Origin of the sequence: Streptococcus sp. 29887 (genome assembly GCF_032595075.1) — a bacterium.
Lineage (GTDB): Bacteria > Bacillota > Bacilli > Lactobacillales > Streptococcaceae > Streptococcus > Streptococcus iners.
Genome location: NZ_CP118735.1, coordinates 1868210 through 1886440, shown reverse-complemented (window position 1 = coordinate 1886440; position 18231 = coordinate 1868210). Strand labels below are relative to the sequence as shown.

Annotated in this window: 10 protein-coding genes; all 10 read left to right on the top strand. The window is 41.6% G+C overall.

The features are described from left to right. Window positions 1-140 precede the first annotated feature (140 nt). The 10 genes from PW252_RS09185 (at window position 141) to PW252_RS09140 (ending at window position 18167) form a co-directional block, all read left to right on the top strand. Window positions 141-995, top strand: coding sequence for a MetQ/NlpA family ABC transporter substrate-binding protein (locus PW252_RS09185; RefSeq protein ID WP_248051369.1), 855 nt, complete (start codon window positions 141-143; stop codon window positions 993-995). A 153-nt stretch (window positions 996-1148) separates the two neighbouring features. Continuing rightward, entirely contained in the window at window positions 1149-2516 is a 1368-nt protein-coding gene (locus PW252_RS09180) for a M20/M25/M40 family metallo-hydrolase (protein ID WP_248051367.1), read from the top strand. Beyond that, the gene (locus PW252_RS09175; RefSeq protein WP_172028987.1) at window positions 2509-3573 is read left to right on the top strand and encodes a methionine ABC transporter ATP-binding protein; all 1065 of its coding nucleotides are present in this window, start codon (window positions 2509-2511) and stop codon (window positions 3571-3573) included. The genes PW252_RS09180 and PW252_RS09175 overlap by 8 nt, the downstream gene beginning before the upstream one ends. Then, window positions 3574-4266, top strand: a complete 693-nt coding sequence (locus tag PW252_RS09170; protein WP_105125141.1) for a methionine ABC transporter permease — start codon at window positions 3574-3576, stop codon at window positions 4264-4266. An 873-nt stretch (window positions 4267-5139) separates the two neighbouring features. Beyond that, window positions 5140-12990, top strand: a complete 7851-nt coding sequence (locus tag PW252_RS09165) for a MucBP domain-containing protein (protein ID WP_248051365.1) — start codon at window positions 5140-5142, stop codon at window positions 12988-12990. Window positions 12991-13117: 127 nt separating this feature from the next. Beyond that, window positions 13118-13477, top strand: coding sequence for a hypothetical protein (locus PW252_RS09160; RefSeq protein ID WP_248051362.1), 360 nt, complete (start codon window positions 13118-13120; stop codon window positions 13475-13477). Window positions 13478-13673: 196 nt separating this feature from the next. Further along, complete coding sequence (locus tag PW252_RS09155) at window positions 13674-14378, top strand: B3/B4 domain-containing protein (protein WP_248051361.1); 705 nt, start codon at window positions 13674-13676, stop codon at window positions 14376-14378. 568 nt (window positions 14379-14946) lie between these two features. After that, a complete protein-coding gene (gene glyQ / locus PW252_RS09150) occupies window positions 14947-15864 on the top strand; it encodes a glycine--tRNA ligase subunit alpha (protein WP_002939388.1) in 918 nt (305 codons plus the stop codon). Beyond that, window positions 15864-17900: a glycine--tRNA ligase subunit beta gene (gene glyS / locus PW252_RS09145; protein WP_248051358.1), complete on the top strand. Its 2037-nt coding sequence runs from the start codon at window positions 15864-15866 to the stop codon at window positions 17898-17900. The genes glyQ and glyS overlap by 1 nt, the downstream gene beginning before the upstream one ends. A 9-nt stretch (window positions 17901-17909) precedes the next feature. Further along, window positions 17910-18167: a DUF896 family protein gene (locus PW252_RS09140; protein WP_002939394.1), complete on the top strand. Its 258-nt coding sequence runs from the start codon at window positions 17910-17912 to the stop codon at window positions 18165-18167. Window positions 18168-18231: the final 64 nt, after the last annotated feature.

The following is an 18231-nucleotide window of genomic DNA, read 5'->3' as shown; positions in this document are numbered from 1 at the left end:
TCTTTTTATTATCAATCCTTATAATTGCAAGGGTATTTGTTATAAGTAAAAGTTATAACATTCTATAAAAAAAGCCAATTAGCCAGATAGTCTTTTCTGTGTTAAGATAGTTTCAGTTCAAAAATTAAGGAGATATTCTTATGAAATTAAAAAAATTGTTTAGTTTAGCAGCAGCTGCCTTGTCAGTAGGTGTTCTTGCTGCGTGTGGTAGCTCAACTTCAAATGAGGCTGCAGGTTCAGCGACAACTGTTCGTGTTGGTGTGATGAGCTTGAGCGAATCAGAAGAAGCACGTTGGAACAAAATCCAAGAAATTCTTGGTGATGAAGTGAAATTGGAGTTCACTCAATTTACGGACTATTCACAGCCAAACAAGGCAGTAGCTGAAAATGAAGTAGACATCAACGCCTTCCAGCACTATAACTTCTTAAATAACTGGAATCAAGAAAACGGTGAAGACTTGGTTGCTATTGCGGATACTTATATCTCACCAATCCGTCTTTACTCAGGTACAGCTGATGGCAAAAACAAGTACACGAAAGTGGAAGAAATTCCTGATGGTGCAGAAATTGCGGTTCCAAATGACCCAACAAACGAAAGCCGTGCCCTTTACCTTCTTCAAGCAGCTGGTTTGATTAAGGTTGGTGTATCTGGTACAGAATTGGCAACGATTGCTGACATTACTGAAAACAAGAAAAACTTGAAAATCACTGAGTTGGATGCGAGCCAAACAGCAAGCTCACTTAGCTCAGTTGATGCAGCGGTTGTAAATAACACCTTCGTATTGGAAGCTGGTTTGGATTACAAGAACGCTCTTTACAAAGAACAAAAAGATGAAAATTCAAAACAATGGTATAACTTGATTGCAGCTCGTAGCGATTGGGAAAAATCAGAGCAAGCAGCAGCGATTAAGAAAATTATCGAAGCCTACCACACAGATGAAGTGAAAGAAGTCATTGAAACAACATCTGACGGTATGGATGAGCCAGTTTGGTAAAATGCAAATAGGTCGAGGACTGGACAGAATTGTTCAGCCCTCTATCTGTTTTTATAGAGATAAGACAATCTCTTAACTAAAGTTAGAAATAGTATAGTATTTTTGATTTTGGTTAGTAGATTTGATTGATTTCATTGAGTATGAGGAGAAAGTATGGCAGATAGTAAAGTTCAATTATTTGAAAATGATGCGATTATTCAAAACTATTTTGAAAAGTTGAAGGTCTTGATTTCAAAGAAATCTATTTTTGCTCAGCAGATTGGTTTACTGGATGTAGCCATTTATCTGAAAGAAATGTTTGAAGAGGCTGGGGCAACTGTTGTTTTAGATGATAGCTATGCAGCGCCATTTGTTATGGCTAGGTTTGAGGCTAGTGTTCCAAATGCCAAAACCTTGATTTTTTACAATCACTATGACACAGTTCCTGCTGATGCCGATCAGGTCTGGGAGAAGGGCAATCCTTTTGAATTGACCATTTCCGACGGCTATATCTATGGTCGCGGAGTAGACGATGATAAGGGGCATATCACAGCTCGTCTGTCAGCCTTGAAAAAATATCAGGCTAGACAAGATGGTCAGCTCCCTGTTAATATCATCTTTATTATGGAGGGGGCAGAGGAGTCAGCCTCTGTCGACTTGGATAAGTATCTTTCAAAATACAAAGAACACTTGATTGGTGCTGATTTGCTGGTCTGGGAGCAGGGGCATCGCAATAGCTTACATCAGCTAGAAATTGCTGGGGGGAATAAGGGAATTGTGACCTTCGATCTTCAGGTTAAATCAGCTGACTTAGACATTCATTCTTCTTATGGAGGGGTTATTGATTCTGCAAGCTGGTATTTATTGTCAGCTCTTCAATCCATGAGAGCAGCTGATGGACGTATTTTGGTTGATGGTATTTACGAACAAGTTCAAGAACCAAACGAACGTGAACTGGCCTTGGTTGAGGAATTTGCACTGGCAACCAGTCAGTCTATGAAAGACATTTATGGCTTGACCCTACCGACCTTGGTAGAAGACCGTCGTGAATTTCTGAAGCGTTTGTATTTCGAGCCATCGATTACCATTGAAGGCTTGTCAACTGGCTATCTTGGTCAAGGTGTTAAGACCATTATTCCAGCTCAGGCTTCTGCAAAAATGGAAGTTCGTCTGGTGCCAGGTTTGGAGCCACACGATGTTTTGGACAAGATTCGCCAGCATTTGAACAAGCACGGATTTGACAAAGTTGAGGTTATCTTTACTTTGGGGGAAATGAGCTACCGAAGTGATATGTCCCATCCTGCCATTGTCAATGTGATTGAATTGGCTAAAAAATTGACACCAGAAGGAGTTGCTGTCTTGCCGACTTCACCGGGAACAGGCCCTATGCACACCGTCTTTCATGCTTTAGGGGTGCCGATTGCGGGCTTTGGTCTGGGTAATGCCAACAGTCGCGACCATGCCGGTGATGAAAATGTCAGCATCGCTGACTACTATAGCCATGTTGAATTAGTAGAGGAGTTAATTGCAAGTTATGAGTAAGGAAATGATTAAGCTAGATAATATTGATGTAACTTTCCAGCAGAAAAAACGGACCATTGAAGCGGTCAAGGATGTGACCATTCATATCAATCAAGGGGATATTTACGGTATCGTAGGTTATTCTGGAGCTGGTAAATCTACCCTTGTCCGCGTCATCAATTTGTTGCAGGTTCCGTCTGCGGGTAAGATTACCATTGATGAGGATGTGATTTACGAGGGGGACAAGGTTACTTTGACCCCAGCTCAATTGCGAAGCAAACGCCGTGAGATTGGCATGATTTTCCAGCATTTCAATCTGATGGCTCAGATGACGGCAGAAGAAAACGTAGCCTTTGCCCTTAAGCATTCGGGTTTGAGCAAGGAAGAGAAGAAGGAAAAAGTAGCTAAACTCTTGGACTTGGTTGGACTTTCTGACCGTGCTGAAAACTATCCAGCTCAGTTGTCTGGTGGTCAAAAACAACGTGTTGCCATTGCCCGTGCCTTGGCCAATGACCCTAAAATCTTGATTTCAGATGAGTCAACTTCTGCCTTGGATCCGAAGACGACCAAACAGATTTTGGCGCTCTTGCAGGAATTGAATGAAAAATTGGGCTTGACTATTGTCATGATTACCCACGAGATGCAGATTGTAAAAGACATTTGTAACCGTGTGGCTGTCATGCAGGATGGTCGCTTGATTGAAGAGGGTTCAGTGTTAGAAATCTTCTCTCATCCAAAAGAAGAATTGACTCAGGATTTCATCAAAACAGCAACAGGAATTGATGAGGCCTTGGTGAAAATTTATCAGCAGGACATTGTTCAGAATTTGCCTGAGAATAGCATTTTAGTGCAACTCAAGTATGCTGGTTCCAATACGGATACGGCGATTGTCAATGACTTATATAAATTCTATCAAGTGTCGGCCAATATTCTTTATGGTAATATTGAGATATTGGACCATACGCCAGTCGGTGAAATGGTAGTCATTCTCTCAGGAGAACCTGGACAGTTACACCGTGCTTTAGAAGCTGTGACAGAGGCCCGTGTAGAAGTGACGATTTTGAAAGGAGCGAACTAGATGTTAGAATGGATTCAAACGAATTTTCCAGATATTTATAAATTGGGCTGGGATGGTCAGACAGGCTGGTTAACACATTTTAATTTGACTCTTTATATGACCTTTGTTTCCTTTGCTTTTGGTGGTTTTATGGGCTTGGTGTCCGGTTTGTTCTTGGTCTTGACTGGTCCACGTGGGGTTATTGCTAATAAGACTGCCTACTGGATTTTGGACAAGGTGGCTTCGATTTTCCGTGCCATTCCCTTCATTATCTTGTTGGCGGCGATTTCTCCCTTAACCAAAATTATTGTTGGCAAAACCATTGGTACAGAGGCAGCCTTGGTGCCTCTAGCCCTATCAGTCTTTCCCTTCTTTGCCCGTCAGGTTGAAGTGGTCTTATCAGAATTGGATCGAGGTGTCATTGAGGCTGCTCAGGCTTCAGGAGCGACCTTCTGGGATATTGTCCTTGTCTATCTACGTGAGGGGCTACCCGACTTAATTCGTGTGACAACCTTGACTCTGGTTTCCTTGGTAGGCTATACGGCCATGGCAGGGGCTATCGGTGCTGGTGGTTTGGGGCAGGTTGCACTATCCTACGGTTACCTGCGCTACAATGATGATGTGACCTTCCTTGCGACCTTTTTGATTTTGGTTATCATCTTTGCCATTCAATTCATTGGTGATTTCTTGACTAGAAAGATTAGTCATAGATAAGTTATGTTTTTGAGGTTTTTGAGAGGACAGTTGGTCCTCTTTTTTTGGCTCTTTGTCAACTGTAGTGGGTAGATGTTAGCTCTACCTTGAGAGGTTCCTAGCGGTCTTCTATCTTTAGACTGTTCCAATTTCTGGGTGGTTAGTGAAAAAGTACTTCCCCAATTCTTTTATTATTCAAAACAAGCAATAACCGGCTTGGTAATTTTTATCTTCATAAAGTAAAGATTGTTAGTTCCCGGAACTAGTTCTGGAAGTTTTTATTTACGAAAATACTTACAAAAACATTTAAGAATATATATATACAAACATATTATTTGATAAAAGTGGGGGGGGGGGGGGGGTGATATACTAACAGTGATATTCATATATCAAAGACGGCTATGTGAATTTTCATATAGTAAGAGCAACAAAGGTTGAGTAGATAATTTCTCATCTCATTATTCTAAGCGGATTGGTAATTTTTATCTTCATAAAGTAAAGATTGTTAGTTCCCGGAACTAGTTCTGGAAGTTTTTATTTACGAAAATACTTACAAAAACATTTAAGTAAATATATATATAAACATATTATTTGATAAAAGTGGGGGGGGGGTGATATACTGACAGTGATATTCATATATCAAAGACGGCTATGTGAATTTTCATATAGTAAGAGCAACAAAGGTTGAGTAGATAATTTCTCATCTCATTATTCTAAGCGGATTTGTACCAATCACCCCCACTATATTGATTATCGCAATTTCTATGGTGAGTTGTTAGCTTTTCTACTATACATTTAAAATAAAAGGGATATTTTTCTTATTTTAATGTAGGACCGATGTTGCTTTTTCTTTTGATTTCTCGCGTAGTTATTTCAATTTTAAGGAGGCGTTTCATGCGCAAAATTAAGAAAAAATCATTTGATTGGTATGGAATGAAACAACATTTCTCAATCCGTAAATATCATTTTGGTGCGGCCAGCGTATTGCTTGGTATGTCACTAGCTATGGGTGCTGGAGCTCAAGTAGCACAAGCCGAGGAGACTGTAGCTTCATCAGAAACAACAATAGCGACAGTTGCTTCATCTACAGCTTCGTCTGCGAGTTCGGAAGCAGTTGCTACTGAAGCAACAGTTGCATCAACGACTGAAACATCAGTTTCAGCTGCTGAAGCTGCAACAAGCTCATCTACTGAAACTGTAGCTTCAACTACAGAAACAGATGAAGCTGTTGTAACTATCGAAGGACAAACAGTTACAAGTGCAGAGCGTATTGCAACAATCAACTACATCGTTACATATGTGTTAGAAGACGGCACACTTGTTAACGCAAGTGTAAACACTGCGACAATTAATACAGCTGATGAAGTTGCTAAAGCAATTATTCCAGTTTATATTGAAGTACCAGCAGGTTACGAATTGGCAACAGGTCAATCAGCTACAGTTACTCTTGAAGTAACAGAAAATGGTCAAAACGTAGCTACTGTTAAAGTTGTGAAGAAAGCTGAGGCAAAAGCAGCTACTTCTGAGACAACAACTACACCAACTTCAAGCGCAACCAATTCAGCTACAGAAGAAACAACTTCAGCAACAGTAGCTGAAACTGCGAAAACACCTGTTACTGTAGAAGAAGCAAAGGTAGTCCTTGAGCAAGTAACTTCAGAAGCAGAGTTATTGACTAAGGAAGCAGAACGTTTAGTTGCTGCAGACAGCACCAATACAGCCTTGAAGGCAGTGGCTTCAGCAACTAGATTGGCAGTAAGCGAAGCAACTGCAGAATTGAATAACTCAGCAGCTACTCTAGAAACTGTCAACGAACAAATTGATGCGGTTCGTACAAATGTCGAGGCACTTGTGCTTGAATTGCGTAAGTTCTCTGAAACTGGTGATATTGTAGTTATGTTGGCAACAACTTCAACGACAGGAAATTTGACAGAAGGATTGATCAACCAAGGACCGGGTTCTGACTTCCAAGAACTCCAATCATCAGGTCAAGGAGCTATTGCAGATGGGTTCACTGTTACTCCTGATATGGATGACCCAGCAGGTGCATCAATTACTCGTCCGTATTTCATAGAGACGGATGTTTATAAGAATGATCCAACACCAAATCGCTATACCTTCCTTGTATCAAATCTAGGGCCATATTCTTTAGTAAACGAAACTGATAAGCGTCAAAATGTTTATATGACGGTCTCTAAAGATTTGACTAATCCAACTAGTACAGATGTATTTGTTCGTATTGTAAATAAGGACACACAAGAGTTACTAGGAGAAACAACTGTTTCACTCGGTGATAATGAAAAGGTCCTCAACGGTCAAATCGAGAATGTTACGATTAATCATGATGTTACTAAAAATCCAATTACTCTGAACTTCACCGCAACTTACATAGAGACAGAAGTAGGTGGAAAAGCTGTTGATCGCCTAGAGTTCTATTTTGGTAGTGGTGATGCAGCGAATCTTCGTATGCTAGGAGTTTGGCAATCAAACGGATTGGTTCAGGAGGGACAACTTGTTCATAAATTATGGAGCTATGTACCAAAGAACCCTGAACAAATTACATATTACCGTGTTCAAGGTACGGAAGAATTAATCGCGACATATACTATTAAAGGTCTTGAGGGAGATATCTTCACTTCTTCAACTCAGAGAGATATCACAAATTATGAATTTGTTTCTGGTACACAAGAATCAGGAAAAATCTCCGAAGCTTATGTAATCGGTAAGACAGCAATTACGGTAGCACCTCCATTGAATGGTTTTGTTGAACGTCGGGTAAAAACGTTTGTTTCTGAAGATGGTGATATTGATATCTCAATCCAACGTAAAAAAGAAGGTGAAGATGATTCAGCCTACGTTACAGTCTTCTCTACAGGTAAGCTGGATAATTTAAAAAACTTTACTGTTGATCCAAACGGAACTTATGACCGTCCATATTCAGCGCAGCGTCCATATTCATATCCAGGGGAAGTAGGATATTGGTTACTTTATAATGAGTTCCAAGAAGCCAATGTTGATACAACTTTCTATTACGTTCAAAAAGGTTCAGTTGAAGTCTTCTACGTTGATGAAAAAGGTAATGTTCTTCAGGATAGTAAGGTATCTGTAGCACATGGTGACACAGGTTCAGATTACAATACAGAACCATTGCGTGATGAAAAGATTGTTAAAGATGGAGTAACATACTACTACAAACAAGTAGATGGTGTTGGCGATGCAGGAGTATTTGCCGCTACTACACATGCAGATGATGAGCGTGCAGTAGAAGAAATTACTGCTGAAACTGGAACAGTAGCAAGCAATACTATCAAAGAACTGACCTATGTTTATGTTCCTGCTGGCCATGTAAATATCAATTATGTCAACGAAGCTGGCGATGTTATCAAAGCTAAAGTTGTTGATACAGTCGATGGGGAACCAGGGACCACTTATGATGCGACACAAGATGGTGAAAAACCAACTACAATTGTTGCAGAAGATGGCAAGACATATACATTTAAAGAAGTTTCAGCAACTTCAGCGGCAACAACTGGCGAGATCGAGGCAGGTGTTACTAAAGAAGTCACTTACGTTTACCAAGAAGTAAAAGGATCAGTAGTAGTAAAATACGTAACAACAGATGGAACACCGATCAAAGATCCAGTAACAGACACACCAGAGTCATCAACAGGAACAGACTACGATACAAAAGATAACAAACCAGAAACAATTACAACAGAAGACGGTAAAACATACAAACTAGTACCAATCCTAACAAAAGGAACAGAAACAGGAGATGTGGTACCAGGAGTAACAGAAGTAACATATGTATACGAAGAAGTGAAAGGTGATGTTGTTGTTAACTACGTAAATACTGATGGTAAAGTAATTGCTACCCAAGTAGTAGATACAAAGACAACATCAACGGGAACAGACTACGATACAAAAGACAACAAACCAGAGAAAATCGTTGAAGATGCGACTGGTGATGTATACTACTACAAAGAAATCAAAGCTGAAGATGCAACTAAAGAAACTGGCAAAGTCGTAGAAGGTACTACAGAAGTAACCTACGTTTACGAAAAAGCTGGTAATGTTGTTGTTAACTACACATTGGCAGATGGTACAGTCATCAAAGATCCTGTGAACGATGAAACGAACCAAAAGCCAGGTTACGACTACAACACTACTGACAACAAACCAGAAACCATCACAACAACTGATGGCAAAGTCTACAAACTTGTTCCAACTGCAACAATCGGTAACGAAACTGGTGACGTTGAAGCTGGTAAGACTATCGAAGTTACTTACATCTACGAAGAAGTTAAATCTGACGTTGTAGTTGAGTACTACGATACAGAAGGCAATCCAATTTCAGGTACTGAAACTGGTAACGCAACATCTGTAGTGGATACAGAAGACGCTTCAGTTGGTACAGCCTACAATACAGACGATAAGAAACCAGAAACAATCACAGCAGCGGACGGCACAGTTTACTACTACAAAGAAGTGAAAGACACTTCTGCACCAACAACTGGTAATGTAGCAGAAACAACAACAACTGTTCAGTATGTTTACGAAAAAGCTGGTAACGTAGTTGTTAACTACATCACTGAAGATGGCGCACCACTCTCAGGTACAACAAATACTGGTGCTACAACAGCAAGCACAGTTGATGATACTAAAGATGGTAAACCAGGTTCAACATACGATACAACTGACTTGAAACCAACTACAATTACTACTGATGAAGGTAAAACTTATGAGTTGGTTCCAGCATCTACAGTTGGTGATGAAACTGGAACTGTAGAAGCAGGTGTAACAAAAGAAGTTACTTATGTCTACAAAGAAGTGAAAGGTTCAGTTGTTGTTAACTATGTAACAACTGATGGCAAAGTTCTTCAAGCACCTGTAACAGACACACCAGAAACATCTACAGGTACAGACTACGATACAAAAGACAACAAACCAACTACTATCACAACTGCTGATGGTAAGACATACAAACTTGTTCCAACCCTTACTAAAGGTTCTGAAACAGGTGACGTAGTTCCAGGTGTAACTCAAGTAACTTATGTGTACGAAGAAGTTAAGGGTGACGTTGTTGTTAACTATGTAAACACTGATGGCAAAGTCATTGCTTCACAAGTAGTTGATACCCCATCAACATCAACAGGTACAGACTACAACACAAGAGACAACAAACCAGAGAAAATCGTTGAAGATGCTACTGGTGATGTATACTATATCTTGCCAACCGATGAAGTAAAAGCAGGTGATAAGGAAACTGGTAAAGTTGTAGAAGGTACGACTGAAGTTACTTATATTTACCAAAAAGCTGGTAACGTTGTTGTAAACTACACATTGGCTGATGGTACAGTTATCAAAGATCCTGTTAACGATGAAACAAATCAAAAACCAGGTACTGAGTACAACACAACAGATAACAAGCCAGAAACTATCACTACAACTGATGGTAAAGTCTACAAACTTGTTCCAAGCTTGACTGCTGGTGAGGAAAACGGATCAGTAACTTCAGGCGAAGACAAGCAAGTGACTTACGTTTACGAAGAAGTGAAAGGTAACGTTGTTGTTGAGTACTACAACACTACAGGTGAGAAGATTGCTTCTGATGTTGTAGATACACCAGAAACAACAACTGGAACTGTCTATGAAACATTTGATTTCAAACCAGCAACAATCACAAAAGATGGTGTGACTTACTTCTACAAAGAAGTGAAAGATACATCAGCTGCTGAGAAAGGTACTGTTGTTGAAGGTACTACGACTGTTCAATACGTCTACGAGCCAGCAGGTTCTGTAACAGTTAACTATGTAACTACAGACGGTACAGTAATCAAATCTCCAGTTAAGGACGAAGAAAACGCTGAACCAGGTAAGACATATACAACTGAAGATAACAAGCCAACTACAATCACAACTGAAGATGGTAAGACATACAAACTTGTTCCAAGCTTGACTACTGGTGAGGAAAACGGGTCAGTAACTCCAGGCGAAGACAAGCAAGTGACTTACGTATACGAAGAAGTGAAAGGTGACGTTGTTGTTAATTACATCGACACTGATGGCAATGTCATCAAGGCACCTGTAACAGATACACCATCTACTTCAACAGGTACATCTTACGATACAACAGATAACAAGCCAGAAACAATCACAACTGAAGATGGTACTGAGTACAAACTTGTTCCAGTATTGACCAAGGGTGAAGAAAATGGTTCTGTTGTTGAAGGTACAACGCAAGTAACTTATGTCTACCAAAAAGTAACAACTCCAGCTCCAAATCCAAACGGTAGCGTTGTCGTTAACTATGTGAACACGAATGGTGAAACAATTGCAACATCAGTGAACGATACAACAGACGCGGCACTTGATACATCTTACGATACAACAGATTACAAACCTGCAGTTATCAAACACAACGGTGTAACTTACTTCTACAAAGAAGTGAAAGATACATCAGCTGCTGAGAAAGGTACTGTTGTTGAAGGTACTACGACTGTTCAATACGTCTACGAGCCAGCAGGTTCTGTAACAGTTAACTATGTAACAACTGACGGTACAGTAATCAAATCTCCAGTTAAGGACGAAGAGAACGCTGAACCAGGTAAGACATACACAACTGAAGACAACAAGCCAACTACAATCACTACAGAAGATGGTAAGACTTACAAACTTGTTCCAAGCTTGACTACTGGTGAAGAAAATGGATCAGTAACTTCAGGCGAAGACAAGCAAGTAACTTACGTATATGAAGAAGTGAAAGGTAACGTAGTTGTTAACTACATCGACACGGAAGGTAATGTGATTGCTTCTCCAGTAGAAGATACAAGCTCAACTTCAACAGGTACATCTTACGATACAACAGATAACAAACCAACAACAATTACTACAGCTGATGGTTCTGTTTATGAATTGGTTCCAGTATTGACTCAAGGTAATGAAAATGGTTCTGTTGTAGAGGGTACAACGCAAGTAACATACGTTTACCGCAAAGTATCTAGCGCAGTTAAATCTCCTGTAACCAACCACGTTGATGAGAATGGTAAGTCTATTTCACCACAAGAAGATGGCACTAAGCCAAATACCTCAATCCCAGGATATGAGTTCACAGGTAAGACAACTGTTGATGAAGATGGCAATGTAACTCACGTTTACCGTAAAGTAACACCTAAAGGTACAGTTGTTGTGAACTATATCACTGAAGATGGTACAGTTATCTCTAAACCTGTTACAGATACACCATCGTCAGATGTAGAGACACCATACGACACAACAGATAACAAGCCAGGTACAATCACATTTAATGGTGAAGAATACGAACTTGTTCGAGTTGACGGTACTGAAAACGGTACAGTTGTCGAAGGTGAAACTGTAGTAACTTACGTATACCGTAAAGTAACACCTGCTAAGAAAGTAGTAACTAACCACGTTGACGAAGATGGTAATGTTATCTCACCACAAGAAGATGGCACAACTCCAGACAAGTCAATCCCAGGTTACGAGTTCACAGGTAAGACAACTACAGATGAAAACGGCAATACAACCCACGTTTACCGTAAAGTAACACCTAAGGGTACAGTAGTCGTGAACTATGTTACTGAAGATGGTACAGTTATCTCTACTCCAGTTACAGATACACCATCATCAGATGTAGACACACCATACGACACAACAGATAACAAGCCAAGTACAATCACATTTAACGGTGAAGAATACGAACTTGTTCGAGTTGACGGTACTGAAAACGGTACAGTAGTCGAAGGTGAAACTGTAGTAACTTACGTATACCGTAAAGTAACACCTGTTAAGAAAGTAGTAACTAACCACGTTGACGAAGAAGGTAATGTTATCTCACCACAAGAAGATGGCACAACTCCAGACAAGTCAATCCCAGGTTACGAGTTCACAGGTAAGACAACTACAGATGAAAACGGCAATACAACCCACGTTTACCGTAAAGTAACACCTAAGGGTACAGTAGTCGTGAACTATGTTACTGAAGATGGTACAGTTATCTCTACTCCAGTTACAGATACACCATCATCAGATGTAGACACACCATACGACACAACAGATAACAAGCCAGGTACAATCACATTTAACGGTGAAGAATACGAACTTGTTCGAGTTGACGGTACTGAAAACGGTACAGTAGTCGAAGGTGAAACTGTAGTAACTTACGTATACCGTAAAGTAACACCTGTTAAGAAAGTAGTAACTAACCACGTTGACGAAGAAGGTAATGTTATCTCACCACAAGAAGATGGCACAACTCCAGATAAGTCAATCCCAGGTTATGAGTTCACAGGTAAGACTGTAACAGATCCAGACGGTAGCACAACACACATCTACCGTAAGGTAACTAAGGTTGTGACAAACCACGTTGACGAAGATGGTAACCCAATTGCACCGCAAGAAGAGGGTACAACACCTAACAAGTCAATCCCAGGATACGAGTTCACAGGTAAGACTATCACACTTCCAAACGGTGATACACTCCACATTTACCGTAAGGTAAGCAACCCTGTTGCACCAAAACCAGAAACTCCTGCAAGTCCAGCGCCTCAAGCGCCTGCGACACCAAAACCACAGGCTCCTGCAGCTCCAGCAACAACTGCTAAAGCTGGTGCGGCTCAATTGCCAAACACTGGTGAAGCTTCATCATCAGCAGCAGTACTTGGTGCAGGTATGCTTATCGCAACTCTTGCTCTTGCAGGTAAACGTCGTCGCAATGAAGACTAATAGTTTTAGTAGTAGAAGGCTTCCCACTTTACTATGTAAAATGAAGAAATAAGAAAAGTTTGACTTTTCGGAAAAATGGTCCTTTGGACCATTTTTTTTTTGGCTCTTTTTCAACTGTAGTGAGTAGATGTCAGGTTTATCTAAAGAGGATAACTTAGTCATATTTGCTTTTGTTGGTTACAAATTTCTGACACTATTTATTCGACCAATTTCTAAGTTTATGGAGAGAGTTAAATGGCTTCGTCTATTTTTACCATTCCTTTGGTTTGTTGAGGATCCTGACAAAGATTTAGTAGATGTTGCTGCAGGGTCAACCATGTTACTTCCCTATATTGTTTTGAGTATTCCTGTACTAGCTCTGGCAAATTATGATGTCCCAGAATTGAAACCAGTTGGAATCGTTTTGATTTTGTGTACGCTCCTATCGGCATTTTATATGTTCTTAAACGTTCGCATCAATAGAGATAATTTTGTAGATAAATTTTAATTTTCTTGTGGCTAACCTCAGAGTATGTTTTTCCATATTCTGAGATAATATTTGACATTCTCTCTGGGATTTTATACAATAATGTTAATTAAATAAACACTGCCACCGGGTAGTCATGCAACAGCATTTTATGAACATCGTTAGGTCCTAGAAGATGTTCATAGGGTGCTGATTTTTGTATAAAAGGAGTGAGAATATGTCACAATTTATTGTTGATTCATCGTTTTGGAATTTATTTCCAGATGCAAAAATCGGAGTGCTATTATTGAAGGGGTATAAAACGCCGGCGCAATCACCTGATGAATTAGTGAAATTACTGGAAGAAAGCAACGGAATTGCCCAGAAATTTCTTACGGAAGATACCTTTAGTGAGAACGAGGTCATTCGTACATATCGTCAAGCCTATCAAAAGTTTAAAACTAAAAAAGGGGCTCGTTCAAGTATTGAAGCACTTTTGAAGCGTTCAACTAGTGACCGTCCAGTCACAACAATTTCTCCATTAGTGGATATTTATAATGCGGCGAGTTTGCGTTTTGGTCTTCCATGTGGTGCTGAAGATTTAGATACATTTGTAGGCAATCTTCAACTAACTGTCACTGAGGGTGGGGATGAATTCTATCTCATTGGTGATGAAACCAATAATCCAACTCTACCAGGGGAAGTTTGCTATAAGGATGATAAAGGAGCAGTTTGTCGCTGTTTCAACTGGCGTGATGGTGAGCGGACCATGATTACGGATGAGACAAAGAATGCTTTCTTGGTTATGGAGTTGGTCAATTCTGATAGAGTAGAGGATTTGGAAAATGCCCTAGATTTTATCAGTCAACACGCAGAAAAATTCTTGGGAGTAGTTCCAGAAAAATATCTATTGGATTACAACAGTCCTACTATGGGTTTATAATCGGATAAATAGTGCTCTTTCTGGACAAACGCTGTTTTTTCTGCTACAATACTAAGCATGAAAGAAGGTTGTTTCAAAAGCCTGTCTAGCGAGCTTGGGAGAGTGGAAGCCAAGCCAGTCTTGAAATAATTGGCGCTTTCCCAGTCGTGACCAAGTTCGGACTGTTATAACAATCAAATCAATGAAGTAATAAATTAGGGTGGAACCGCGTTCTCAACGCCCCTATGTCTGTGGACAGGGGAAGAGAATGTGGTTCTTTTTGTCTGTCTAACAAAAAACGGAGGAAATATATGTCAAAAAAACTTACCTTTCACAGCGTCAGTGGCATAATCTCCTTTCAGTCGAATTGCCACACGCTCATCGCTAGGGCGACTGAGCTAGACGCTGTACTAGTTCGCCTTTCCTAGCGGTTTAGGCTAGGAAGGTTCACGTCACAAAATCATCGTCATTTAGTTTATCTTTTATTACGTCGTTAACTCGCTTTGCCGTACTCCAGTACAGCCTGCAGCTCGTTGCCTAGTACTAAAAGTAAACTAAAAGACTTATAATTAAAGAAAGAAGGAAGAATATGTCAAAGAAACTTACATTTCAAGAGATTATCTTGACCTTACAACAATTTTGGAATGAGCAGGGGTGCTTGCTCATGCAGGCCTATGATACGGAAAAAGGTGCGGGTACCATGAGTCCCTACACTTTCTTGCGTGCTATCGGTCCTGAGCCATGGAATGCGGCTTATGTGGAGCCAAGTCGTCGTCCTGCGGACGGTCGTTACGGGGAAAATCCAAACCGTTTGTATCAGCACCACCAATTCCAAGTGGTGATGAAACCATCTCCATCTAATATCCAAGAACTCTACTTGGAGTCTTTGGAGCGTTTGGGGATCAATCCTTTGGAACATGACATTCGTTTCGTTGAGGACAACTGGGAAAACCCATCAACAGGTTCAGCTGGTCTGGGCTGGGAAGTCTGGCTAGACGGTATGGAAATCACACAGTTTACCTACTTCCAACAGGTCGGTGGTTTGGCGACAGGTCCTGTCACAGCCGAAGTAACCTATGGTTTGGAGCGTCTGGCTTCTTACATCCAAGAAGTTGACTCCGTTTACGACATCGAGTGGGCTGACGGCGTTAAATACGGTGAAATCTTTATCCAGCCAGAGTATGAGCATTCAAAATATTCCTTTGAAGTATCCGACCAGGACATGCTCCTTGAAAACTTTACCAAGTTTGAAAAAGAAGCAGAGCGGGCTTTGGAAGAGGGCTTGGTTCATCCAGCATTTGACTATGTACTCAAGTGTTCTCATACCTTTAACCTGCTGGATGCCCGTGGAGCTGTGTCTGTAACCGAGCGTGCAGGCTACATTGCCCGTATCCGTAACCTTGCCCGTGTCGTTGCCAAGACCTTTGTGGCAGAGCGGAAGAAACTCGGTTTCCCACTTTTGGATGAGGCAACACGAGCAGAATTGTTGAAGGAGGACGCAGAATAATGACAAAGAATTTACTTGTTGAACTTGGTTTGGAAGAAATTCCTGCCTACATCGTAACCCCAGCCATGCACCAGTTGCGTGACCGCATGGCGACCTTTTTGACAGACAATCGCTTGGCTTTTGACAGCATTGATGTCTTTTCAACGCCACGCCGTTTGGCTGTTCGTGTGCGTGGTTTGGCAGACCAGCAGACTGACTTGACGGAAGATTTCAAGGGTCCTGCTAAGAAAATTGCCTTGGACGCAGACGGAAACTTCACTAAAGCTGCAGAAGGCTTTGTCCGTGGCAAAGGCTTGACGACTGCGAACATTGAATTCCGCGAGATCAAGGGCGAAGAGTATGTCTACGTGACCAAACACGAAGCTGGTCAGCCAGCTAAGGCAGTTTTGGCGGGCATTCCAGAGGTTTTGAAGGCTATGACCTTCCCAGTCAGCATGAACTGGGCGTCCAATAAATTCGCTTACATCCGTCCTGTCCATACCTTGACCGTTCTCTTGGACGATGAAGCATTGGCTATGGACTTCTTGGACATTTCGTCAGCTCGCATCAGCCGTGGTCATCGTTTCCTTGGAAATGAAACAGAGATTGCAAGTGCAGATTCTTACGAGGCAGACTTGCGTGCACAGTTTGTCATTACAGACCCCGCAGAGCGTCAAAATTTGATCGTCGAGCAAATCAAGGCTATCGAGGACAAACACAATGTGACTGTTGAGATCGACGAAGACCTACTTAATGAAGTTCTCAACTTGGTCGAGTATCCAACTGCCTTCATGGGTTCTTTTGACACTAAATATTTGGAAGTACCAGAAGAAGTTTTGGTTACTTCTATGAAAAATCACCAACGTTACTTCGTGGTGCGTGATAAGTCTGGCAAGCTCTTGCCAAACTTCATCTCCGTCCGTAACGGAAACGACCAACACCTTGACAATGTCATCAAAGGAAACGAAAAAGTCTTGGTGGCTCGTTTGGAAGACGGCGAGTTCTTTTGGCGTGAAGACCAAAAACTCAAGATTGCTGACTTGGTGGAACGTCTCAAAGTCGTGACCTTCCATGAGAAAATCGGCTCACTTTACGAGCACATGGAACGCACCAAGGTTATCGCAGAAAAACTGGCTGACTTGGCTGGCTTGTCTGCGGATGAGAAAGCAGATGTGGCACGTGCGGCGGACATCTACAAGTTTGACCTCTTGACAGGCATGGTCGGCGAGTTTGATGAATTGCAAGGGATTATGGGTGAGAAGTATGCCCTTCTTGCAGGGGAAAAACCTGCGGTGGCAGCAGCAATCCGTGAGCACTACTTGCCAAACTCAGCAGAAGGCGAATTGCCTGAAAGCAAGGTCGGTGCGGTCTTGGCACTGGCTGATAAATTTGATACCCTCCTATCCTTCTTCTCAGTTGGCTTGATTCCTTCTGGCTCGAACGACCCTTACGCTCTCCGTCGTGCAACACAGGGTATCGTGCGGATTTTGGAAGCCTTTGGTTGGGAAATTCCATTGGATCAGTTGATTGCGGAGTTGTACAGCTTGAACTTTGCCAGCTTGACTTACGACAACCAGCCAGCTGTGATGGACTTTATCCGTGCCCGTGTAGAGAAGATGATGGATAAGGCGATTCCGAAAGACATCCGTGAGGCTGTACTTGCCAGCTCAACCTTTGTGGTCAGACTACAACTGGCAGCCAGCTCTGCTATTTTCCAAAAATCAAAAGAGGCTGACTACAAGGAAGCCGTGGAAAACTTGTCACGGGTCTTCAACTTGGCTGAAAAGGCAGAGGCGACTGTCATTGACGAGGCACTCTTCGAAAACGACCAGGAGAAAGCCCTTGCTGCTGCAGTGGCAGGCTTGGAGTTGACGGAAGACATGGCGGGCAACCTGGACAAGCTCTTTGCTCTCAGCCCAATCATCGCGGCCTTCTTCGACAACACCATGGTCATGGCAGATGACGCAGCAGTCAAAGCCAACCGTTTGGCTCTACTGAAATCCTTGGCGGATAAGGCAAGTGCCGTGGCGGTCTTCAATCTCTTGAATAGCAAGTAGGAGGCAAATATGGAACAAGCAAAAATTGATCGTATCAATGAATTGGCCCGCAAGAAAAAGGCGGAAGGCTTGACAGAGGAGGAGTTGCAGGAACAGGCAGCTCTTCGTGAGGAGTACATCGAGGGCTACCGCCGTAGCGTGCGTGCCCATATCGAAGGCATCAAGGTCGTCGATGAGGACGGCAATGATGTGACACCTGAAAAACTTCGTCAAGTCCAACGTGAAAAAGGCTTGCACGGACGTAGCTTGGACGACCCTAATTCCTAAGAATAAGATTGCTAAAAAAAACAAGTAAAGACTAGGTTTCCTAGTCTTTTTTTGTTATACTATA